The organism is Novosphingobium anseongense (genome assembly GCF_037482895.1).
GTDB lineage: Bacteria > Pseudomonadota > Alphaproteobacteria > Sphingomonadales > Sphingomonadaceae > Novosphingobium > Novosphingobium anseongense.
Map to the genome: position 1 here is coordinate 722,821 of NZ_JBBHJZ010000003.1, position 20,706 is coordinate 743,526.

Here is a 20,706-nt window from a genome sequence, read left to right on the forward strand (position 1 = left end):
TGAAGGCTTAGGTCGTCGCGGCGACGGCGTCCAGCGGTGAGGCGGACGGCCGGGCACCAACCGTCGCATTGGGCGTTCTAGCGCTCGGACTTGCGCAAGTCGGCCCGGCCCGGCACACCGCGCTTCCCGTCCTTAGCGAAAGCCCGATCCGCATGCCCTCTGGCCTTGTCGCCCTGCTCGACGACGTTTCGGTTATCGCCAAGGCCGCGGCGGCGTCGCTCGACGACGTCGGCATCGCCGCGACCAAGGCGGGCACCAAGGCCGCGGGCGTGGTGATCGACGACGCCGCGGTGACTCCGTCCTACGTGACCAATTTCACCCCAGACCGCGAACTGCCGATCATCTGGAAGATCGCGCGCGGATCGCTGTTCAACAAGCTGGTGATCCTCCTGCCCGCGGCGCTGCTGCTCAGCGAATTCCTGCCATCTGCAATTACCCCGATCCTGATGCTCGGCGGCCTGTTCCTCAGCTTCGAAGGCGCCGAGAAGGTGATGGAGAAGTTCGGCGGCGCCAAGCATGGCGAGACGCTCGAGGATCCGATCGAGGACGTCGCCGAATTCGAGCGCCAGCGCACCGCCGGCGCGATCCGCACCGACCTGATCCTGTCGGCCGAGATCATGGCGATCGCGCTGGGCGAAGTCGCCGAGACGCCGCTTTTCGAGCGCGCCATCGTGCTCGCGCTGGTCGGCGTGGTCATCACCGTTGCGGTCTATGGCGTTGTCGCCTTCATCGTGAAGATGGACGACATCGGCCTTCACCTGTCGAAGCGTGGCGATGCCCTGTCGCAGCAGGTCGGCCGCTTCCTGCTCTGGTCGATGCCGCACGTCATGTCGCTGCTGTCGTCGGTCGGCACCGTGGCGATGCTCTGGGTCGGCGGGCAGATCGTCGTCCACGGCCTGCACGTGCTCGGTCTCCACGGTCCCTCGGACGTGATCCACGGCGCCGAACATGCCGTGGCCCAGGCGACGGGCGCGCTGGGCGGTCTGTTCGGCTGGCTGGTCAACGCCGGGCTCTCGGCCGTGGTCGGTCTGGTGCTCGGCTCGATCGTCGCGGTCGGCGTCCACCTGTTGCAAAAACTGGGCGTGCTCAAGTCGGTCAGCGCCTGACGGGGCGCCTCAACGAAGGGGAGAGAGATGGGTGCGAACATCGTTCATCGCCTAGGTGGGCTGCTGTGCCTCGCGATCGCCTCGGGCTTCGGCTGGTTCCTGATCTGGCAGCCGCTGCAACAGGCACAAGCGCACGTGCCCACGGTCGAATACAGTCTCAAAGCCTTCGTGCTCGTGCCCTTCGCCGCGGTATTCGGTCTGTTCTTTGTGCTTTTCGGAAACTCGGTGCCCTACCGCAACGTCGAGAAGCAGAACCTGACCCTGGCGGGTTGGATTCTGTTCGCGATCGCTGCGGGCGTGAGCGGCCTGGCCTTCTGGTACTTCAAGGCGCGGTTCGCCGAACTCGGCTATACGGACGGCGTCTGACGCCTACTTGAGGTTCTCCTGGAAGAACCGGACGATGACATCGTAGGCATCGCGCGCTTCGGGCAGGTTCGACTGGTAGATGTAGCAGTGGCCCATGCCCTCGCCGACGATCAAGGTCGAGCGCACCTTGGCCTTGAGCAGTTGGCTATTGGTGTAGATTGCCGGGGTCATGTCCATCGACCGACCGCCGGTGATCAGCAAGGTCGGCGGGAACTTGGCGAGCACGTCGGGATGCAGCGCCGGCGAGATCACGGGATCGCGCATGTCCGCGCTGCCGAAATAGCCGCGGGTGATGTCCATCGGCTGCGCCGGCGGTAACGGCGGGGCGGGGAAAGAGCCGTCGGTATAGCCCGTGACATAGGCCGAATCGCCGGCGCCGAAGCGCACCGCGCCCGCGCCGAAAATGCCGACCGCGGCGAACTGCGGCAGGCCGTGCTGCGGCATCCAGGCGGCTGCCTGGGCCGTCAGCGCGCCACCGGCCGAGCACCCATAGAGCCCGATGTGCTGTGGCTTGTAGGTCTTGAGCAGTTCGCGATAGACCTTCTCGACGTCTTCGACCGCGGCAGGATGCCTGGCCTCGGGCGCCATGCGGTAGTTGACCGTCACGACCTTCCAGGCACCGAGCGACGAGATCGGGATCGATTCGAGCATGGCGCAGGCGTCGGCACACATGGTGAAGCCGCCTCCGTGGACGTTGATCAGCACGCGCTCACGATCGAACGGCTTGTCCTTGGGGGTGACCACGCGCGTCGGCACGCCGGCGATCGTCTGGTCGGCCACGTCGACCGGATAGCGCTGGCGCATCGCGCTCACCCCGCGGCCCATCATCGCCTCGACCCCGGCGCGCGCCTTGGTGATGTCGAGCTCGGGCCCAATCGGCGGCGGTGGCATCTGCGCGCGCATCTTCTGCAGCGCCAAGGCCTCGGGGCTGAGGAAAGGCGAGGGGGGCAGCTTGAAGGCAGGGACATTGACCGTGCCGTCCGCGTCGAAGGTAGGGCGTGCCGCCACCGGCGGCTTTGCCTCATCGGCGGCGGCCGCACCGGTCAGCGCGAGCGCTGAGGTCAGCGCCAGAATCGCATGGCGTGTCTTCATGATCCCCTCCTGTTTTTATCTTCGCCGCGGAGGCTCGCATCGGTGGTTTACAGAGTCAAGTCACATGACTTAAAATGGCCGCGATGGCAAAGAATGAACGCAGCGCGGCCGCGGCAGAGCGGCTGGTCGAGACCGCCGAAAGGCTGATCGGAGATCTGGGGCTCGATCGCGCCTCGGCGCGCGAGATCAGCCGCGCGGCCGGGCAGAAGAACAACTATGCGGTGCAATACCATTTCGGCGACTATGCGGGCCTGATCCAGGCGATCCGCGCGAGGCGGCTGCCCGAGCTCGAACGGCACCGCGCCGAGATGCTGGCGCAGGTGCGCGCGCAAGGCCGCGAGCGCGACGTTCGCGCGCTGACCGAGGTGCTCTACCGGCCGCTGATCGATCTGCGCAGTGCCGACGGCGAGCGCCGCTTCGCGCGGTTCGTGCTGGCCATGCTGAGTTCGTCCCATGTCGAACGGTTCGGGGCAGGGCTGGTCGAGGCGATGCCCGTGGGCTCCGAGGTGATCGGGCTCTTCCAGGCGCTGTGGCCGGACTGGCCGATGTCGCTGATCCACGAGCGCCAGCGGCTGATCGCGATCCTGGTCCTGACCAGCGTGTTCAACCGACGCCCGCCTTACGACGCTCCGGCGAACGATGCGGCGGCAATCGAAAACGCGCTGGCCATGGCTGCGGCAGCCTTCGCGGCGCCGGTAGGACCCGCGCTGGCGAATGCGCTAGGCTAGCCGCGCGAGCAGGTCCTTGGCGAAGACCGTCAAAGTGTCATCGCGCGCGCCCATCACGACGATCCGGTCGCCGGGCCGGGCGATCGCGACGATGCGATCCGCGCAGGCCTCGCGTTCGGGCACGTATTCGGCCTGAGAACCATTGGGCCCGCCGGCCTCGCGGATCAGCCGGACGATGCGCTCGCTGCCCTCGCTGCGATCGACCGTGCCGCCGAAGTAGACCGGGTCGCAGAGGATCGTCAGGTCCTCGTGGCCTAGCTTGCGCGCGAAGACGCCCGCGAGTTCGTGCCCCATCTGGCGCAGCGGGCCGTAGCCGTGCGGCTGGAAGAAGGCGATGATCCGGCCCGGATGCGCCTTGAGCGTGTTCAAGGTGGCCGAGACCTTGTCGGGGTTGTGGCCGAAGTCGTCGATCACGGTCACGCCCGCGGGCGAGGTGCCGACGATGTCGAAGCGCCGCGCGAGGCCGACGAAGGAGCCGAGCGCGGCGACCGCCTGGGCCACCGGCACGCCCGCGGCGTTGGCGGCGGCCAGCGCGGCGAGCGCGTTGAACAGGTTGTGGCGGCCGGGCACCTTGAGCGCCAGCGCGTGGGCCGAACCGTCGCGACGGTCGAGCAAGGTTGCGGTCAGGCTGGTCGGGCCTTCGACCACGCTGCCCGGCTCGACGCCGATCTGCGCGTCGGTGCTATCGATGCCGAAGGTGACGAGCGCCTTGGCGCGGTGGGCGAGGGCGGCGGTTTCGGCGTCGTCGAGATTGATCGCGGCGACATCGGCGCGCGCGAGGAAATCGCCGAACAGTTCGCGCAATTCCTCGAGGCTCTTGTGGTCGAGGCTGACATTGCCGAGCACCGCGACCTTGGGCCGATAGAGCGCGATCGAGCCGTCGCTCTCATCGACCTCGGAGACGAAGACTTGGCCCTGCCCGACCCGTGCGCTCGCGAAAGGCGCGTCGGGGCGCACGAAGTTCTTCATCACCGCGCCGTTCATGATCGTCGGGTCGCGGCCCGTCTCGGTCAGGATCCAGCCGGCCATGCCGGTGACGGTCGACTTGCCGCTGGTGCCACCGATCGCGATTCCCGTGTCGGCGGCGTTGAACAGCGTCGCGAGCAGTTCGGCCCGGCTCATCCGTGGGCAGCCGAGCGCTCGGGCGCGCACGACTTCGGGCACGGTGTCCTCGACCGCGGCCGAGGCGACCAGCGTTTGCCCGGCCGAGACGATGCCGCTGCCGTCCTGCGGATTCAGCGTGAAGCCCAGGCTCTCGAGCCAGGCGAACTTCTCGGGCGTGCGCCCCTGGTCGCGGCTGCGGTCGGATCCCGCGACCTCGGCGCCCTGGCCGCGCAGGATCAGCGCAAGCGGCAGCATGCCCGAGCCGCCGATGCCGCAGAAGAACCAAGGGTGCGAGGTGAGGTCTGTCATGTCCGCGTGGGTATGCGGGGGCGGCGGACAAGAAAAGAGGTTTTGCGCGGAGGCGCGGCGGCGCGGAGGGTGGGAAAGATGGGAGCGGCCCTGGGAACCAGCGGGCTAGCCGTTTTCGATCCGTAGGGCCTGCGGCGTGTCTGGCGGCTTCTCGTTATCGTTCTCTCTCCGCGCCTCCGCGCCAACCCTCTTTCCTTCTTCCGCGGTAGATCCAATCAACCCTACCCCTCGCGAGACAACCCGATTACACCCCCCCGATGCCCCGCGTCGCCATATGCGCTCCCTCGACCCCGATGACCCGCGCCGATGCGGCGATCGTTGCCGCGCTGGCCGAGGCCGAGTTTCCCGCGGTCGAGCTCCACTTCCACCCGCAGTGCTTCGAATCCGAAGGCCACTTCGCCGGCTCTGACGAGGTCCGGCTGGCCGCCTTTCTCGAGTGCGCGAACGACCCGGCCTTCGACGCGGTCTGGTTCGCCCGCGGCGGCTATGGCGCCTGCCGCATCGCCGAAGAGGCCGTCGCCAAGCTCGACCACGCCGCGCAAGACAAGCAATACCTCGGCTATTCCGATGCCGGCTATCTGCTCGGCGCGCTCTATCGCGAGAAGATCGGTCGGCCGGTTCACGCACCGATGCCCAACGACATTCGCCGCGTCGGCGGCGAGGCGGCGGTGCGTCGCGCGCTCGGCTATCTCAACGGCGCGCGGGAGGGACTCGAACCCTCGCTCGATCGCCACCCCACGGTGGCCTTCAACCTGATCACCCTGGCCATGCTCTGCGGCACGCGGCTGATGCCCAGGCTCGCCAATCACGTGGTTCTGGTCGAGGAGGTCAGCGAGCATCTCTATGCGATCGACCGGCTGTTCTTCCACCTGACCGCGCACCTCGGCGGCATCGCCGGCCTTCGGCTCGGCCGGGTCAGCGACGTGCCGGAGAACGACCGCCCTTTCGGCAGCGATGCCGAGGCGATCGCGCGCGACTGGTGTGCCCGTCATGCGATTGCCTATCTCGGCGACGCCGACATCGGCCATGACGCTGATAACAAGATTGTACCGTTCGGGCTTGCGGGACGCGAACAAGGGCAATAGTCCGCCGCGCCACGAATCGCGGTGTTTCGCGGTTCTGTCACACTCTAGGAGAGGCCTGCCATGCGCGCCTTCGTATTTCCCGGTCAGGGCAGCCAGAAAGTCGGCATGGGCGCCGAACTCGCCGAAGCCAGCGCCGCCGCGCGCGAGGTCTTCGAAGAGGTCGACGACGCGCTCGGCCAGAAGCTGTTCGCGATCATGCGCGAAGGCCCCGAGGACCAACTGACGCTGACCGAGAACGCCCAGCCGGCGATCATGGCCAATGCCATCGCGGTGTTGCGCGTGCTGGAAAAGGAGGGCGGCCTCGACCTCGCCGCCAAGGCCGATTTCGTCGCCGGCCACAGCCTCGGCGAATATACCGCGCTCTGCGCCGCGGGCGCCTTCAGCCTGGCCGACACGGCGCGACTGCTCAAGCTGCGCGGCCAGGCGATGCAGGCGGCCGTGCCCGTCGGCGTGGGCGCCATGGCGGCCCTGCTCGGCGCCGACATCGACAAGGCCCAGGCGCTCGCCGATGCCGCTGCAGAGGGCGAAGTCTGCACCGTCGCCAACGACAACGATCCGGGCCAGGTCGTGCTCTCGGGCCACAAGGGCGCGATCGAGCGCGCCATCGCGCTGGTCAAGGAACACGGCATCAAGCGCGGCATGGCGCTGCCCGTCTCGGCCCCGTTCCACTGCCCGCTGATGCAGCCCGCCGCCGACGCCATGGCCGAGGCGCTCGCCAAGACCCCGCCGGGCACGCTGCGCCTGCCGCTCTTCGCCAACGTCACCGCCGCCATCGTCACCGACCCCGCCGAGGTGCGCCGGCTCCTGGTCGAACAGGTCACCGGCCGCGTCCGCTGGCGCGAAAGCGCGATCGCCATGCAGGCCGCCGGCGTCGAGCGCTTCGTCGAACTCGGCGGCAAGGTCCTTTCGCCCATGATCTCGCGCACGGTGCAGGACGTGACGGTGACGAGCGTTGTGACTATGGCCGACATCGAAGCGCTGGCTAAGGACCTTTAAGGATGGAAAACCGCATGTTCGACCTCCACGGCATGACCGCCCTCGTCACCGGCGCCAGCGGCGGCATCGGTTCCGCGATTGCCCGCGCGCTCGCCAAGCAGGGAGCGCGGCTCGCCGTTTCGGGGTCGAACGCGACCAAGCTGCGCGCCTTCCGCGACGAACTCGACGAGCATACCCCGCAGCATCTGCAGGAAGTCGATCACGTCGCCATCACGTGCGACCTGTCGAACCCCGAGGATGTCGAGAAGCTCATCCCGGCCGCGCTCGATTCGCTCGGCAAGATCGACATCCTGGTCAACAACGCGGGCATCACGCGCGACAATCTGGCCATGCGGATGAAGGACGAGGAGTGGGACGCGGTGATCCGCATCAACCTCGAGGCCGCGTTCCGCCTGATGCGCGCCGCGACCAAGCCGATGATGAAGGCGCGCTTCGGCCGCATCATCACGATCACTTCGGTGGTCGGCGCGACGGGCAATCCCGGCCAGATGAACTACGCGGCCGCCAAAGGCGGTCTCACCGCCATGTCGAAGAGCCTCGCGCAGGAGATCGCCAGCCGCGGCGTGACCGTGAACTGCGTCGCCCCGGGCTTCATCCGCACGGCGATGACCGACGTTCTTCCCGACGCGCAGAAGGATGCGCTCAACGGCCGCATCCCGATGGGCCGCATGGGCGAGGGCGACGAGATCGGCGCCGCCGTGGCCTATCTCGCGAGCCGCGAGGCCGGTTACATCACCGGCCAGACGCTGCACGTGAACGGCGGCATGGCGATGTTCAGCTAAACGATTGGCAGAATCGGCAATTATCCCCAGAATCACGCCATCCAGTCGCCTTCGCGCTTGCCGCATTCGGGGCTGGCGCTAAGGAATATGGTCCGAATTCATCGTCGGCTGCCGACTCCGGCCGCCGGTCGAAGGGGGACATGAGACCGTCATGAAGGCCACTATCGAACGCGCGACACTGCTGCGCTGTCTGTCCCACGTGCAGTCGGTGGTCGAACGCCGCAACACGATCCCGATCCTGTCGAACGTGCTGATCGAGGCCGCACCGGGCGGCACGCTGCGACTGATGGCGACCGACCTCGACCTCCAGGTGGTCGAGACGATGGGTGCGGTCTCGGTCGATGCGCCGGGCGCGATCACCGTGTCGGCGCACCTGCTGTTCGACATCGCGCGCAAGCTGCCCGACGGCAGCCAGGTCAGCCTCGAGACCGCGGACAACCGCATGACGGTCAAGGCCGGGCGCAGCCGTTTCTCGCTGCCGACCCTGCCGCGCGACGACTTCCCGGTGATCGTCGAGGGCGAACTGCCCACCACTTTCGAGATGCCGGCCAAGACCCTGGCCGAGCTGATCGACCGCACGCGCTTCGCGATCTCGACCGAAGAGACGCGCTACTATCTCAACGGCATCTTCATCCACGTCTCGGACGACGAGCTCAAGGCCGCGGCGACCGACGGCCACCGCCTCGCGCGCTTCACCCTGCCCAAGCCGGACGGCGCCGACGGCATGCCCGACGTGATCGTGCCGCGTAAGTGCGTGGCCGAACTGCGCAAGCTGCTCGAGGAAGCGCTCGACACCAATGTCCAGGTCGACCTGTCGGCCTCGAAGGTGCGCTTCACCCTGGGCGGCGAGAACGGTGTGGTGCTGACCAGCAAACTGATCGACGGCACCTTCCCCGATTACACGCGCGTCATCCCGACCGGGAACGACAAGCTGCTGCGGCTCGATCCCAAGAGTTTCTACGAAGGCGTCGATCGCGTCGCGACGATCGCCACCGAGAAGACCCGCGCGGTCAAGATGGCGCTCGACAACGACCGCGTGACCCTGTCGGTGACGTCGCCCGACAACGGCACCGCTGCCGAGGAACTGCCCGCCGACTACGCCGCGGCGGGTTTCGAGATCGGCTTTAACGCCGGCTATCTCAAGGATATCCTGGGGCAGATCGACGGCGATACGGTCGAACTGCATCTCGCCGATGCCGGCGCGCCGACGCTGATCCGTCAGAACGACAAGAGCCCCGCGCTCTATGTTCTGATGCCAATGCGGGTCTGAGCGCTCCTTTTCAGGGCCTCGGAATCGAATTTTTCCACGCGACTCGATCATCGCCCCGCAAGATGTCTTGCGGGGCGTTTTGCGTCGTGCGACAGCCCGATCGCTCTCAACGGCGAAGCGAGCACGCTTCCTGAACCTCAGGCAACGAGTTGTTAATCCTGCAGAAAGACGGGATGGGCGGAGCTTTTTGGAGGGGCGGGCCGACCCGCGCATGGCTGCATCGCCTCGATTTATCTCTAGCTTGAAGGGGCTTCATAAGGAGAGTCCCCAATGCGAAAGATCATGATCGCTTCGATTGCTGCCCTCAGTCTTACGGCAGTGCCCGCATTTGCTCAGGCAGCGGGCTCGGCGGCAAGTCCCAGCGATCCGGCCGCTACCACGGCCGACCCCAGCGCGCAGTCGACCACGGCTGATCCGAGTGCTTCGAGCACGAGCGACACCAGCGCGAACAAGGACCGCAAGAGCCGCCGTAACCGCGATTCCGCAGCCAGCCCGAACGCAGCGGCACCCGACAGCTCGAGCGGCAGCGACAGCACGGCCGGTGCTCCGCCGGCAGCCTCGCCGCCGAGCGACCCGGCAGCACCAAGCAGCCCCTCGGCTGCTGCGCCGACCCAATAAATTTCAGGTCGCTGATGGAAAAGGGCGGGCGAAAGTCCGCCCTTCTCTATGCGCGTGACAATCCGCTCAGGACTTGGCGGCGTCGATCATGTCCTGGACCGCGACGAACTTCTCCCGCGGGGAGCCGTCACGTGCCCGTGCCTCCTCCGCTTCGTCGATCTTGTGCCAGTCGTCGAAGGTCACCACGGCCAGTGCGCGTTCGCTCGCGAGCCGGTCGAAGCCTTCCCCGCCGGCTTTCCTGCCACCGTCGCCGACGTCCTCTGCGATCTTCTCGATGACTGCGAAGCCGTCGGGGCGGTTGGTGCCGATCGTGCCCGTCGGCCCACGGCGTGCCCAGCCGACGCAGTAGAGGCCGGGACGGATGCGGCCTTCCTCATTGGCGAAGCGGCCGTTCTTCTCGTCGAAAGGCACGTCGGGGATCGGCGATGTCTGATAGCCGATGCAGATCACCACGAGTTCGGCGGGCACGGTATAGATCTCGCCGGTACCGATCGCCTTCCCGCCCTCGAGCCTCGTACGCTCGATCTCGACGCCGGTGGCCTTGCCGTCGGCCCCGAGGATGGCTCTTGGCGCGGCGAAGAAGTCGAACGCGACGTCGATCGTCTTCCCCTCGCGGTCCGCATCGGGGATTTCGGTGAAGCCGCGCAGCAGCGTCACCGACTTGCGCTGGCCGGGATCGAGCGCCGCATCGTCGGCAACTGGTGGCAGGTCGGCGGGATCGACATGAGGGTTGGCTCGCTCGAGATGGCCGAGCTCGCCGAGCTCCTTGGGGGTCATCGCGATCTGGTGCGGGCCGCGCCGGCCGAGCACGGTGATCTTGCGCACCTGCGAATGGTCGAGCTGGTCGAGCGCGTGGTTGACGATGTCGCTGCCGTGGAATTCGGCGCGGGTCTTGGCGAGGATACGCACGACGTCGAGCGCGACGTTGCCATTGCCGATCACCACCGCATGCTGACCCGAAACGTCGGGATCGAGCGCTGCGAACTGCGGATGGCCGTTGTACCAGCCGACGAAGGCGGCGCTGCCGTGGACGCCGCGTAGGTCCTCGCCGGCGATGCCCGTCTTCTTGTCGTGCGGCGCGCCGGTGGCGAGCACGACCGCGTCGTAGAGATCCTGGAGCTCGGGAATCGTCACGTCGCGGCCGACCATGACGTTGCCGACGAAACGGACGTTGTCCGACAGCGAAGTCGTCTCGTAGCGGCGCGACACGCCCTTGATCGACTGGTGGTCGGGTGCGACGCCGAAGCGGATCAGGCCGAAGGGTACGGGTAGCGAATCGAAGATGTCGACGCGAACCTCGTCGCCCCACTGCTTCTGCGCCGCTTCTGCGGTGTAATAGCCCGCGGGCCCCGAGCCGATGATCGCAATGTGCCGCACCGAGCCATCTCCCAATTTCCGTTCGTCAGGTCCGGTTTCTGCCGGTTGGCCTGAGCTTGCAGCACTTATCTGCGCGAGGGAAGGGTGGATGAGGGCCTCGACGTCCCGTGGGGAATTCGAATCGCGGTTAGCCGTTCCTCAACCATTGCCTCCGTAGAACGGGGGCTCGCTGATACGGGATCATTTGTCTTGGCTGCATTGGGAAAACTCGGCCTGTCCAGGCTGCGCAGTGGCGCGGGCGCCGGCGATGGTCGTGCGGGCCGAAGTGATCAGCAGGCCCTGCAAATCCTGCGCGACTACGAACAGTCGGGGCTTGGCTGGTTCTGGTCTACCGACGCGGGCGGCAAGATCGACTACATTTCCGCTTCCGTCGCCCAGCGCCTCGGCAAGGGCAGCGAGGAACTCATCGGTCAGCCGTTCTCCGGGCTGTTCCGGCTCGAAACCGGCAAGACCGATCTCGTCGAGCGCTCGCTCCCGGTGCTGCTCGGCAAGCGCAAGACATTCGTCGATTTCTCGGCGCCTGCCGCATCGAACGGCGATGAGCTCTGGTGGTCGATCTCGGGTCGGCCACACCATGATGCGGCGGGCAACTTCATCGGCTTTCGCGGCAACGGCGCGGATGTGACCGAGCGTCGCCGCAGCCAGCACGATGCCGAGAAGCTGGCGATGTACGATTCGCTCACCGGGCTGTCGAACCGCCTGCGCATGTCGAACCAGCTCGAGAACACGCTGGCCGCGTTCAAGCAGGCCAAGCGCTCCTGCGCGGTGATGATGCTCGATCTCGACCGCTTCAAGCAGGTCAACGACACGCTGGGCCATCCGGCCGGCGACGAGCTGCTCAAGCAGGTCGGCGAGCGGCTCGGCCGCGTCGTGGAATACGGCTGCGAGCTCGGCCGCCTCGGCGGCGACGAGTTCGAGGTGATCCTGCCCGACATGGACGATCGCGGCCGGCTGGGCGAAATCGCCAAGAAGATCATCGACATCGTTTCGCAGCCCTATTCGCTCGAAGGCGCGCGCTGCGTCATCGGCGTGTCGGTGGGCATCGCCATCGCGCCTTACGACGGCGTGACCAGCGAAGAGCTGATCCGCAACGTCGACCTTGCGCTCTATGCCGCCAAGGGCGGCGGGCGCGGCCAGTTCCGCTTCTATTCGACCGACCTCCACAACGAAGCCGAGACCCGCCGCCGGATCGAGGAAGACCTGCGCGACGCGCTGGTCGAGAACCAGATCCACCTCGCCTATCAGCCGCTGGTCGACGCGAAGACCAATGCCGTCGTGGCGATGGAGGCGGTGATGCGCTGGACGCATCCCGAGCTCGGTCCGATCAGCCCGGCGCTGTTCATTCCCGTTGCCGAGGAAAGCAACCAGATCGGCCAGCTCGGCGAATGGGCCTTGCGTCGCGCCTGCGCGGAAGCCGCGCAGTGGCCGGGCAACGTCAAGGTCTCGGTCAATGTCTCGCCCGCGCAGTTCGCCAACGTCAACCTGCCGGTGCTCGTCACCCAGGCGCTGGCCAATTCGGGCTTGGCGCCCGAGCTGCTCGAGCTCGAGCTGACCGAATCGATCTTCCTCAACGACCGCGATGCGACCGATGACATGTTCGCCGCGCTCAAGGCGATCGGGGTGCGGCTGGCGCTCGACGATTTCGGCACCGGCTATTCGTCGCTCGGCTACCTGCGCAAGGCGCCGTTCGACAAGATCAAGATCGACCAGAGCTTCATCCGCGGCGTCACCGAGCCCGGTTGCCGCAACGTCGCGATCATCAAGGCGATCGTCAGCCTGGCCGAAGCGCTCGACATGGACACGACCGCCGAAGGCATCGAGGCGCACGACGAACTCGACCTGATGCGCGAGCTCAAGGTCGGCCAGATCCAGGGCTACATCTATTCAAAGCCGATTCCGGGTGAGGACGTGCTCGCGGCGATGGGCAGCGGCGAGTGGATCATCAGGCCCGAAGGGCCGAGCAACGCGCGTTCGGACCGCAAGACCGTGTTCCGCAAGATCGGCCTGATCCACGAGGATCACCGCTACGAAGCGACGATGCGCAACATGTCGAATTCGGGCTGCATGATCGAAGGCCTGCTCGAAGTGCCCGTCGGCACGCTGTTCGTCGTCGACTTCGGCGAAGGCCAGCTCGCGGTGGCGACCGTGCGGCGTTCACGGGGGACCATGCAAGGTCTCGAATTCGAGCAGACTCTGGTCGACGACGGCGCCGGCGGCCTCGTCACGCGCAACCGCATCTCGCCCTACATGCTGGCGACCGCGGGCATGCCGCTCAGCGCGCTGCCGCCCGGACAATACCCGCTCGGCCCGCAGACTGCTTCGGGCAGCTTCACGATGCCGCGTTTCGCCAATGTCAACGAGTCCGCGCGCCGTACCTTGGCGCGCGAAGCCTCGTAAGCCGGCTCAATCCAGGCTGAAGTGCTGCATCGATCCGCCGCCGCCGAACCAGGGGCTGGCGATCTCGATGAACTTGGCGAAGCCGGGGCTCGACTTGGAGGCCGCGTGGGCTTCGGCCGAATCCCATTCGACGAGGAAGGCGACGGTGCCGGGATTCTCGACGCCGGGCAGGACCTTGACCGAGCGGCAACCGGGAGCGGAGAGGAGTGCGTCGCTGCCGCCGCCGTTGCGCATGGCATTGATGAGGCCGGCCGCATCGCCGTCCTTGGCCTGTAGCGTCGCGATTTCGAGATCCATGAACTTCCTCTCCTGAACAGGTGTTCAGCGCTTTATGCCCGGCGCCACGGGCCAGTGCAAGATCGAACGCCAGGATCAGACCTCCGGCAGGTCCGCTCCCGCCTTCATCGCGCCCATGCCGTGCGCGCGCATGGCGATGCCGGTAAGCAGGCTCTCGGCGATCATCCGCGCGCGCGTGCCGACCAGCCGCGTCGCCGCCGGATGCGTCTCGAGATCGCGCAAGGTCGCGTAGAACAGATCGAGCCAGCGCGCGAAGTGGTGTGTCTCGAGCTCGGGCATGGCGAGGTGCTTGGCCATCGGATTGCCCGAGAACTCGCCGCTGTTGTGCAGCACCGAGCGCCAGAAGCTCTTCATCCGGTCGAGGTGGGGCGGCCAGTCGGCGATCCGCTCGGCGAAGATCGGGCCGAGCAGGTCGTCGGCGCGGATGCGGTCATAGAACGTGTCGACCAATCGCGAGACATAGTCGGCGTCGATGCCGATCGCTTCGGCCTCGGCGCGCTTGCGCTCACGCGCGGCAGCGGCGTGGGCCTGGATTTCGGCGGGTGTCGGGTTCGGGTTCTCGTGATGCGAATGGCGGGCCATGCCGCCGATATAGGGTTGGGACGCTAGATGTCGAAACCCGGACATTCCCTTATCGCCTTGCGCAACATGGCCGGCCAGAACTGCGTCTCGGCGAAAGCCTCGACCCAGTCACCGCTCATCATTGCGCCCTGCCTGGCGATGACCGCCTCGTTGGGAAGCTGCAACTCGCGGCCCATCGACAGGGTGCGTACCTGCGCGGAGCAGGCCCATTCGAGCATGTAGAGTCGGGTGAAAGCCGCACCGATCGAGCGGCCCAGAGTCAGGGTGCCGTGATTGCGCAGGATCATCAGGTGCTTGTCGCCGATGTCCGCCGCAAGTCGGGCGCGCTCGTCCTGCGCCGATGCGACGCCCTCGAACTCGTGATAGGCGATGTCGTGCCAGACGTTGAGCGCGTTCTGGCTCAGCGGCAGCAGGCCCTCGGCGAGCGCCGAGACCGCGACCCCGTCGCGCGTGTGCAGGTGCATGACGCTGTTCGCATCGGTCCGCGCGCCGAGCAGGCCCGCGTGGATGTTGAACCCCGCCGGATTGAGCGGATGCTCGCAGGGCTCGACGAGATTGCCGTCGAGGTCGAGCCGCATCAGGCTCGACGCGGTGATCTCGTCGAACATCAGCCCGAAGGGGTTGAGCAGGAACGAGCCGTCGGGGAGCCGTACCGACAGGTGGGTGGCGACGTGATCGTCCCAGCCGAACAGCGCGACCAGGCGATAGGCGGCGGCCAGTTCGCAGCGCATGCGCCAGACGTGGTCGCCACTCGGCTTGTCGCCAGCGGCAATGGCATCGTTCCGGGCTGCCGTGGCCATGTTCCTCTCCTATAAGCCGTGCCGGGTTTGGGGCCGCGCCTATTGCCGATGGGCCTGCATGAACTGCCGTGCAGTTTGGCACGCCGCATGGAAGACGCCAAGCGCGCGCACGATTTGGGAGGAAGGATAGTCCATGGCTGAAGGCACCGTCACGCTGGATACGAGCGACGTCGACAAGTGGATCGGCAAGCCGATCGTCTTCGCCGAGATGTGGGATCCCTGCAACGCCACCGACATCCGCCGCTGGGTCCAGGCGATGGACTATGCCAACCCGCTGCACTGGGACCAGACCTTCGCGGCAAACTCGCGGTTTGGTGGCATCGTCGCGCCCCAGAGCTTCACCGTCGCGATGGACTACGGCCACGGCTGCCACCCCTCGTGCGTCGGCAAGATTCCCGGCAGCCACCTGATCTTCGCGGGTGAGGAATGGTGGTTCTACGGCAACCCGATCCGTCCGGGCGACAAGCTCACGCAGGAGCGCAGCTTCGCCGGCTACAAGGTCAGCGACACGGCCTTTGCCGGCCCGACGATGTTCGCCGACGGCGACACGGTCCACCGCAACCAGCACGGCGCGCTCGTCGCCAAGGAGCGCGCGACCTCGATCCGCTATCTGGTGGAAGAGGCGGCCAAGCGTAAGGTCTACGACAAAGGCAACGTGCCGCCCAAGCTCTGGACGCGCAGCGAGCTCGAGGAGGTCGAGCGCGTGCGCCTGGCCTGGATCAAGTCGAACCGCGACGGCGTCTCGCCGCGCTATGCCGACGTCAAGGTCGGCGACAAGTTGCCGCGCCGCGTGATCGGTCCGCACAGCCGGGTGACCTTCGCGCTCGAATGCCGCGCGCATCGCCAGAACATCTGGGGCACCTGGCGCTGGAACGTGCCCGAGGGCGTGCACGATCCGGCCAAGGAAGACGCCGGCTTCTCCTCGGACATGACCTATGACCACGAGGCGCGGAAGATCGACCCGCGCGAGGGCGACGGCCTCCACGCCGGTCCCTCGTCGGGTCACATCAACGCCGACAAGGGCGAGAAGGTCGGCATGGGCGGCGTCTACGGCTACGGCTCGTCGATGAACGCCTGGCACCTCGACACGGTCGCCTACTGGGCCGGCCACGAAGGCTACATCTGGCACTCGGTCACCCAGTTCCGCAGCCCCGCCTTCGAGGGCGACGTGACCTATGTCGATGGCGAGGTGATCGAGAAGATCGACCGTTCGCCCTATGGCGGGCCGGTGGTCAAGGTGCAGACCAAGATGACCACGCAGAACGGCGACACGATCCTCAAGGGCACGGCCGAGGTCAGCCTGCCGGTGTGACAAGGTCCCCCTCCCGCAAGCGGGAAGGGGGCAGGGAGAAGAAGATGCCCGATCGCGAGGACATCATCGAGCGGATCAACCTCTATGGCCTCGCCATGGACACCCAACGCTGGGACCTGTTCGACCAGATTTTCACCGAGGACGTCGACGCCGACTACGGCGCCACCTCTCACTGGACCGACCGCGCGCGGTTCAAGGCGGACTTCGGCGCGTTCCACGAGCTGTTCGACGCCACCCAGCACGCCATGACCAATCATCTGGTCAAGGTCGCTGGCGATCGCGCAAGCTCGCATACCTACGGCGCCTGGCGACTGATCCGCCACGCCGCGGGCGATCCGCCGGTCTGGGACGGCACCGGCTATTACGACGACGCGTGGCGGCGCACGGCGGAGGGCTGGCGCATTGCCAAGCGCGTCTGCCGCGTCGTCTACTGGACGGGCAATCCACGCGTGCAGACGCCGATGGAGGAGATCGAGTTCCAGCTTGACCTCGTCTCGTTGCGCGACGAGGGGCGCGCAGGACGCCTGAACTTCCTCAAGGCGATCAGCTAGGGCGGACTCCCATGGCCAAGATGCGCGACGCGATCCGGATGAACGAGGCCGGGATCGCCGCCCTGGTCGATGAATGCAAGAGCCTGCAGGTGGCAACGCTCGATCCCGATGGCGCGCCGCATCTGACCACCGTCTGGTTCGCGCGCGAGGGTGCCGCATGGCTGTTCGAGACCTACGGCAAGTCGCAGAAGGTGGTGAACCTGCGCCGCGATCCGCGGGTGGCGCTGTTGATCGAGCAGGGCAGTGAATACAGCGAGTTGCGTGGTGTTTCGATCAAGGGACATGCGGAGGTCATAGATGGCGGCGCGGAACTGCTGCGGTTGATGAAGCTGCTCGTCGCGCGCAATCACAAGGGTCTCGACGACAACGAGGTCGCGGTGATCGCGGAGTCGATGGCCGAAAAGCGCGTTGTCGTCGCGGTCACGCCCGATAGGGTGATGAGCTGGGATCACCGCAAGCTGGGGCTGGGCTAGCGCCCCGTCCACGCTGGCTTGCGTTTCTCGGCAAAGGCCTTGGGTCCCTCGACCGCATCCTCCGAAGCGCGCCAGCGGCGGAACGACGGATGTTCGGTCTGCCCTTCCAGGGCATCGGCCAGGCTGGGCTGATCGAGGCCCCACAGGGCCAGCTCCTTGCTCAGCCGCACCGCCAGCGGCGCATTGGCGACGATCGCCGCGCAGATCTCGGCGACCTTCGCGTCGAGATGTTCGGGCGTGGTCAGTTCGCTGACGAAACCCATGGCCTTGCCTTCTGCCGCAGCGATGTTGCGGCCGGTCAGCAGCGGCCCCATCGCCTGCTTGAGACCGACCTGGCGGACCAGCCGGTGAACACCGCCGCCGATCGCGATCAGGCCGACCTTGGGCTCGGGCAGGCCGAACACCGCCTTGTCCGAAGCGACGATCATGTCGCAGGCGAGCGCCAGCTCGAAGCCGCCGCCGAGGCAGATCCCGTTCACCGCGGCGATCACCGGCTTGGTCAGGTCATAACGCTGGGCGAGGCCGGCATAGCCGGTCTGGGGGTAGGGCGCGCCGCCCTCGGCCTGGAACGCGGCAAGGTCGCTGCCCGCGCAGAAGGCCCGCTCGCCGGCGCCGCGCACGACGCAGACGTGAAGCGCGTCGTCGGCTGCGAAGCGATCGAAGGCGGCTTCGAGCTCTCCGTGCATCTCGGGCAGCAGCGCATTGAGCTTGTCGGGTCGGTTGAGCGTGATCGTGAATACGCCGCCATCGGCTTCGGTGAGGATCAGGTCGCTGGCCAAGTTTCGTCTCCCCGGTCGGTTTGTGCGCTATCGAGCAAAACCACCCTCTCGACAACGTCGGGTCTTGCCTGACACAGTGCGCCGACAAGGCCCGGAATGCGGCTGGACAGGTGGGGATGCCGCATGGGTTATCTGGGTGAATTGCGCGAAAACGCGAAGCCATTGCTGGCGGCCAGCCTTGGCTGCGGCACCAGCCTGCCGCTGTTCGCCTATACCAGCAGCGTCTTCGCGCCGCACCTGATCAAGGAGTTCGGCTGGAGCCGCGCGCAGTTCGCGCTGATCGGGCTGACCATGCTGACCACGGTCTTCATCCTGCCATTCGTCGGCCGCTTCACCGACAAGCTCGGCGTCTGGCGCGTGGCGCTGCTCGGCACCGTGCTCGTGCCGCTGTGCTTCGTCGGCTATGCGCTGCAATGGGGCAATTTCTACTACTTCGCGCTCTGCTCCACCTTGGTGATGGCCGTGGGCAGCATGACCGGGCCGCTCGTCTATTCGCGCCTCGTCGCCGAGAATTTCGAGAAGGCGCAAGGGCTCGCGCTGACGATCATCAACTGTACGCCGGCGGTCCACGCGGTGGGCTGCGTGCCGCTGCTCAACTGGGTGATCGAACACTACGGCTGGCGCGAGGCCTATCTCGGCATGGGCCTGGTCGCGGGGCTGGGCGGGGCCGTGGCGCTGAGCCTGATCAAGCCACCGAAGGGCGCTAGGACTGCCGCGCTGCGTCCCGCTCACTCGGAAGCGCCCGATGCGGAGGCTCCGCGATCGGCGCGCGAGGACTATCGCGTGATCACGCGAAGCGGGACCTTCTGGATCATCGTCGCGGGCATGTTCCTGTGCCTGCTCTACACGCCGCTCCACGCCTCGCAGATGAACGTCATGCTGATCGAGCAAGGGCTGACCACGCAGGGGGCGGCGAACATCGTCTCGATCTATGTGGTCGGCACGCTGGTCGGCCGGATCAGCTGCGGGCTGGCGCTCGACCGGTTCTCGACGCCGGTGGTGACCGCTCTGTCGCTCGGCTTGCCCGCGATCGGCTTTTTCCTGCTCGGGACGGACATGAACACCTTCCCGGTGATCGCCTTCTCGATGTTCCTCGTCGGGCTGTCGATCGGTGCCGAGATCGATATCCTGGCTTTCATCGTCGCGCGCTATTTCAAGCTGCGCATCTTCAATTCGACCTTGGGCCTCGTCCATGTCGTCAGCTTCCTGACCTCGGCGATCGGGGCGGGGACGATCAGCCTGTCGCTCAAGCTCTACGACAGCTTTTCGCCGTTCCTCTATCTCGTGGCGGGCACGGCGACGGTCGGCGCGCTGCTGTTCCTGCTGCTGCCCGGCTCGCGCGACGTCGAGAAGGTGGGATGACCCCTCGACAAGCCTGCGCTCTTCCCCGACAACCGCACGAAAGGGCCCAGTGCGCGGCTGAGACATGGGAGAGAGCCGCGTGAGCTATCTGGGCGAATTGCGCCGGAACGTCCGGCCGCTGGCGGCGGCAAGCCTGGGGGTGGGCACCAGCCTGCCGCTGTTCGCCTATACCAATTCGATCTTCGCGCCGCACCTGATCAAGGCCTTCGGCTGGAGCCGCGCCGAATTCGCGCTGATCGGGATCACCATGCTGATCATGCTGCCGTTCCTGCCGATCATCGGCCGCTGGACCGACCGCTTCGGTGTGCGCCGCGTCGCGCTCATCGGCTCGCTGCTGATCCTGCCGGGCTTCATCGGATACAGTCTGATGGGCGGCAATCTCTATGCCTATTTCGCGCTGTTCACCTTCGTTCTGATCATCGGTTCGATGACCGGCACCCTGGTCTATACGCGCGTCGTTGCCGAGAACTTCACCCAGGCGCGCGGCCTGGCGCTGACGATCGTCAACTGCGCACCCGCCGCGCTCGCCGCGCCGCTGCTGCCGCTGCTCAACATGCTGATCCTGACCATCGGCTGGCGGTTGTCCTACGTCCTGCTCGGCGCGCTGTGCTGCCTGTGCGGGCTCGTGGCCGTGGCCCTGGTGCCCAAAACCTCGGGGCAGGTGATCGATCGCGAAGCCGCTTCCGAACCGGTCGCCGAAACCGTCGCGACGGGCACCAGCCGCGACGACTACCGCCTGATCCTGCGCTCGGGACTGTTCTGGCTGATCCTGGTCGCGACCTTCCTCTGCCTGCTGCAGACCCAGCTGCACTCCTCGCAGATGAACCTCATGCTGATCGACCAAGGGCTCACCACACAGGGCGCGGCGAACATCGCCTCGATCTACGTGCTGGGCACGCTCGTCGGTCGCGTCGCCTGCGGGCTTGCGCTCGACCGGTTCTCGACACCTTTGGTGACGTTCTTCTCGATGATCATTCCGGCGATCGGCTTCGTCATCCTCGGCACTTCGTTCGATGCCTTCACGGTGATCGCCGTGGCCATGTTCCTCGTCGGGCTTTCAGTCGGTGCCGAGACCGACATCATGCCTTTCATCGTCGCGCGCTATTTCAAGATGCGGATCTACAATACCACGCTGGGCCTGCACATGATCGCCGCCTTCCTCGCCTCGGCCGTCGGCGCGCTCGGCGTCAGCTACACGCTCGCGCGCTACGACAGCTTCGAGCCATTCCTCTTCGTCATCGCCGGGTCTATCGTCATCGGCAGCACTCTGTTCCTGCTGATGCCGAAGGCTCGCGACTATCCCAAAATCGGTTGAACCCC

At 66.6% G+C, this 20,706-nt stretch carries 21 protein-coding genes; 13 read left to right on the forward strand and 8 right to left on the reverse strand.

What is annotated here, in order from left to right:
* The first annotated feature begins 152 nt into the window (after positions 1-152).
* Positions 153-1,106: a DUF808 domain-containing protein gene (locus WG901_RS17440; protein WP_339588359.1), complete on the forward strand. Its 954-nt coding sequence runs from the start codon at positions 153-155 to the stop codon at positions 1,104-1,106.
* Between the two features lie 27 nt (positions 1,107-1,133).
* Positions 1,134-1,472: a hypothetical protein gene (locus WG901_RS17445; protein WP_339588360.1), complete on the forward strand. Its 339-nt coding sequence runs from the start codon at positions 1,134-1,136 to the stop codon at positions 1,470-1,472.
* A 3-nt stretch (positions 1,473-1,475) separates the two neighbouring features.
* On the opposite strand, the gene WG901_RS17450 is transcribed toward WG901_RS17445, so the two are convergent.
* Entirely contained in the window at positions 1,476-2,564 is a 1,089-nt protein-coding gene (locus WG901_RS17450) for an alpha/beta hydrolase fold domain-containing protein (RefSeq protein ID WP_339588361.1), read from the reverse strand.
* 83 nt (positions 2,565-2,647) lie between these two features.
* Here WG901_RS17450 and WG901_RS17455 point away from each other — a divergent pair, with 83 nt between their 5' ends.
* On the forward strand, positions 2,648-3,292 hold the full coding sequence (locus WG901_RS17455) for a hypothetical protein (RefSeq protein ID WP_339588362.1): 645 nt from the start codon (positions 2,648-2,650) through the stop codon (positions 3,290-3,292).
* Here the strand turns inward: WG901_RS17455 and WG901_RS17460 are convergent.
* Complete coding sequence (locus WG901_RS17460; RefSeq protein WP_339588363.1) at positions 3,284-4,705, reverse strand: glutamate ligase domain-containing protein; 1,422 nt, start codon at positions 4,703-4,705, stop codon at positions 3,284-3,286. The genes WG901_RS17455 and WG901_RS17460 overlap by 9 nt on opposite strands.
* A gap of 257 nt (positions 4,706-4,962) precedes the next feature.
* Between WG901_RS17460 and WG901_RS17465 the strand changes: the two genes are divergently transcribed.
* From WG901_RS17465 to dnaN, 4 genes are all read left to right on the forward strand, one after another.
* A complete protein-coding gene (locus tag WG901_RS17465; protein ID WP_339588364.1) occupies positions 4,963-5,790 on the forward strand; it encodes an LD-carboxypeptidase in 828 nt (275 codons plus the stop codon).
* A gap of 60 nt (positions 5,791-5,850) precedes the next feature.
* Positions 5,851-6,786 (forward strand): ACP S-malonyltransferase, encoded by a 936-nt coding sequence (gene fabD, locus WG901_RS17470; RefSeq protein ID WP_339588365.1) that lies wholly within the window; start codon positions 5,851-5,853, stop codon positions 6,784-6,786.
* A 14-nt stretch (positions 6,787-6,800) separates the two neighbouring features.
* Positions 6,801-7,568, forward strand: a complete 768-nt coding sequence (gene fabG / locus WG901_RS17475; protein ID WP_339588366.1) for a 3-oxoacyl-[acyl-carrier-protein] reductase — start codon at positions 6,801-6,803, stop codon at positions 7,566-7,568.
* Between the two features lie 151 nt (positions 7,569-7,719).
* Positions 7,720-8,838, forward strand: coding sequence for a DNA polymerase III subunit beta (gene dnaN, locus WG901_RS17480; protein WP_339588367.1), 1,119 nt, complete (start codon positions 7,720-7,722; stop codon positions 8,836-8,838).
* 332 nt (positions 8,839-9,170) lie between these two features.
* On the opposite strand, the gene WG901_RS17485 is transcribed toward dnaN, so the two are convergent.
* Positions 9,171-9,374, reverse strand: coding sequence for a hypothetical protein (locus WG901_RS17485; RefSeq protein WP_339588368.1), 204 nt, complete (start codon positions 9,372-9,374; stop codon positions 9,171-9,173).
* A 148-nt stretch (positions 9,375-9,522) separates the two neighbouring features.
* Positions 9,523-10,833 carry an FAD-dependent oxidoreductase gene (locus WG901_RS17490; protein WP_339588369.1) on the reverse strand — a complete coding sequence of 437 codons (1,311 nt, stop codon included), beginning with the start codon at positions 10,831-10,833 and terminating at the stop codon, positions 9,523-9,525.
* A gap of 189 nt (positions 10,834-11,022) precedes the next feature.
* Between WG901_RS17490 and WG901_RS17495 the strand changes: the two genes are divergently transcribed.
* Positions 11,023-13,230, forward strand: a complete 2,208-nt coding sequence (locus WG901_RS17495; RefSeq protein WP_339588370.1) for a putative bifunctional diguanylate cyclase/phosphodiesterase — start codon at positions 11,023-11,025, stop codon at positions 13,228-13,230.
* 6 nt (positions 13,231-13,236) lie between these two features.
* Here the strand turns inward: WG901_RS17495 and WG901_RS17500 are convergent, their stop codons facing one another.
* From WG901_RS17500 to WG901_RS17510, 3 genes are all read right to left on the reverse strand, one after another.
* The gene (locus WG901_RS17500) at positions 13,237-13,527 is read right to left on the reverse strand and encodes a putative quinol monooxygenase (protein WP_339588371.1); all 291 of its coding nucleotides are present in this window, start codon (positions 13,525-13,527) and stop codon (positions 13,237-13,239) included.
* A gap of 75 nt (positions 13,528-13,602) precedes the next feature.
* Complete coding sequence (locus WG901_RS17505) at positions 13,603-14,109, reverse strand: group III truncated hemoglobin (RefSeq protein WP_339588372.1); 507 nt, start codon at positions 14,107-14,109, stop codon at positions 13,603-13,605.
* Between the two features lie 23 nt (positions 14,110-14,132).
* Positions 14,133-14,909 (reverse strand): class II aldolase/adducin family protein, encoded by a 777-nt coding sequence (locus WG901_RS17510; protein ID WP_339588373.1) that lies wholly within the window; start codon positions 14,907-14,909, stop codon positions 14,133-14,135.
* A 133-nt stretch (positions 14,910-15,042) separates the two neighbouring features.
* Here WG901_RS17510 and WG901_RS17515 point away from each other — a divergent pair, with 133 nt between their 5' ends.
* The 3 genes from WG901_RS17515 to WG901_RS17525 are packed head-to-tail and all read left to right on the forward strand — an operon-like array spanning position 15,043 to position 17,245.
* Complete coding sequence (locus tag WG901_RS17515) at positions 15,043-16,221, forward strand: FAS1-like dehydratase domain-containing protein (RefSeq protein WP_339588374.1); 1,179 nt, start codon at positions 15,043-15,045, stop codon at positions 16,219-16,221.
* Positions 16,222-16,265: 44 nt separating this feature from the next.
* Complete coding sequence (locus WG901_RS17520; protein WP_339588375.1) at positions 16,266-16,772, forward strand: nuclear transport factor 2 family protein; 507 nt, start codon at positions 16,266-16,268, stop codon at positions 16,770-16,772.
* An 11-nt stretch (positions 16,773-16,783) separates the two neighbouring features.
* Positions 16,784-17,245, forward strand: coding sequence for a pyridoxamine 5'-phosphate oxidase family protein (locus WG901_RS17525; RefSeq protein WP_339588376.1), 462 nt, complete (start codon positions 16,784-16,786; stop codon positions 17,243-17,245).
* Here WG901_RS17525 and WG901_RS17530 read toward each other — a convergent pair.
* Positions 17,242-18,024, reverse strand: a complete 783-nt coding sequence (locus tag WG901_RS17530; protein ID WP_339588377.1) for an enoyl-CoA hydratase-related protein — start codon at positions 18,022-18,024, stop codon at positions 17,242-17,244. The genes WG901_RS17525 and WG901_RS17530 overlap by 4 nt on opposite strands.
* 123 nt (positions 18,025-18,147) lie before the next feature.
* Between WG901_RS17530 and WG901_RS17535 the strand changes: the two genes are divergently transcribed.
* Both WG901_RS17535 and WG901_RS17540 read left to right on the forward strand, forming a co-directional pair.
* Positions 18,148-19,386, forward strand: a complete 1,239-nt coding sequence (locus WG901_RS17535) for an MFS transporter (RefSeq protein WP_339588378.1) — start codon at positions 18,148-18,150, stop codon at positions 19,384-19,386.
* 79 nt (positions 19,387-19,465) lie between these two features.
* Positions 19,466-20,701: an MFS transporter gene (locus WG901_RS17540; RefSeq protein WP_339588379.1), complete on the forward strand. Its 1,236-nt coding sequence runs from the start codon at positions 19,466-19,468 to the stop codon at positions 20,699-20,701.
* Positions 20,702-20,706: the final 5 nt, after the last annotated feature.

Bases quoted from the DNA above. Each gene is read 5' to 3' on its own strand.
- WG901_RS17505 (WP_339588372.1), bottom strand. From the start codon at position 14,109: ATGGCCCGCCATTCGCATCACGAGAACCCGAACCCGACACCCGCCGAA.
- WG901_RS17515 (WP_339588374.1), top strand. From the start codon at position 15,043: ATGGCTGAAGGCACCGTCACGCTGGATACGAGCGACGTCGACAAGTGG.
- WG901_RS17465 (WP_339588364.1), top strand. From the start codon at position 4,963: ATGCCCCGCGTCGCCATATGCGCTCCCTCGACCCCGATGACCCGCGCC.
- WG901_RS17500 (WP_339588371.1), bottom strand. From the start codon at position 13,527: ATGGATCTCGAAATCGCGACGCTACAGGCCAAGGACGGCGATGCGGCC.
- WG901_RS17460 (WP_339588363.1), bottom strand. From the start codon at position 4,705: ATGACAGACCTCACCTCGCACCCTTGGTTCTTCTGCGGCATCGGCGGC.
- WG901_RS17450 (WP_339588361.1), bottom strand. From the start codon at position 2,564: ATGAAGACACGCCATGCGATTCTGGCGCTGACCTCAGCGCTCGCGCTG.
- WG901_RS17525 (WP_339588376.1), top strand. From the start codon at position 16,784: ATGGCCAAGATGCGCGACGCGATCCGGATGAACGAGGCCGGGATCGCC.
- dnaN (WP_339588367.1), top strand. From the start codon at position 7,720: ATGAAGGCCACTATCGAACGCGCGACACTGCTGCGCTGTCTGTCCCAC.
- WG901_RS17455 (WP_339588362.1), top strand. From the start codon at position 2,648: ATGGCAAAGAATGAACGCAGCGCGGCCGCGGCAGAGCGGCTGGTCGAG.
- WG901_RS17440 (WP_339588359.1), top strand. From the start codon at position 153: ATGCCCTCTGGCCTTGTCGCCCTGCTCGACGACGTTTCGGTTATCGCC.
- WG901_RS17520 (WP_339588375.1), top strand. From the start codon at position 16,266: ATGCCCGATCGCGAGGACATCATCGAGCGGATCAACCTCTATGGCCTC.
- WG901_RS17510 (WP_339588373.1), bottom strand. From the start codon at position 14,909: ATGGCCACGGCAGCCCGGAACGATGCCATTGCCGCTGGCGACAAGCCG.
- fabG (WP_339588366.1), top strand. From the start codon at position 6,801: ATGTTCGACCTCCACGGCATGACCGCCCTCGTCACCGGCGCCAGCGGC.
- fabD (WP_339588365.1), top strand. From the start codon at position 5,851: ATGCGCGCCTTCGTATTTCCCGGTCAGGGCAGCCAGAAAGTCGGCATG.
- WG901_RS17535 (WP_339588378.1), top strand. From the start codon at position 18,148: ATGGGTTATCTGGGTGAATTGCGCGAAAACGCGAAGCCATTGCTGGCG.
- WG901_RS17445 (WP_339588360.1), top strand. From the start codon at position 1,134: ATGGGTGCGAACATCGTTCATCGCCTAGGTGGGCTGCTGTGCCTCGCG.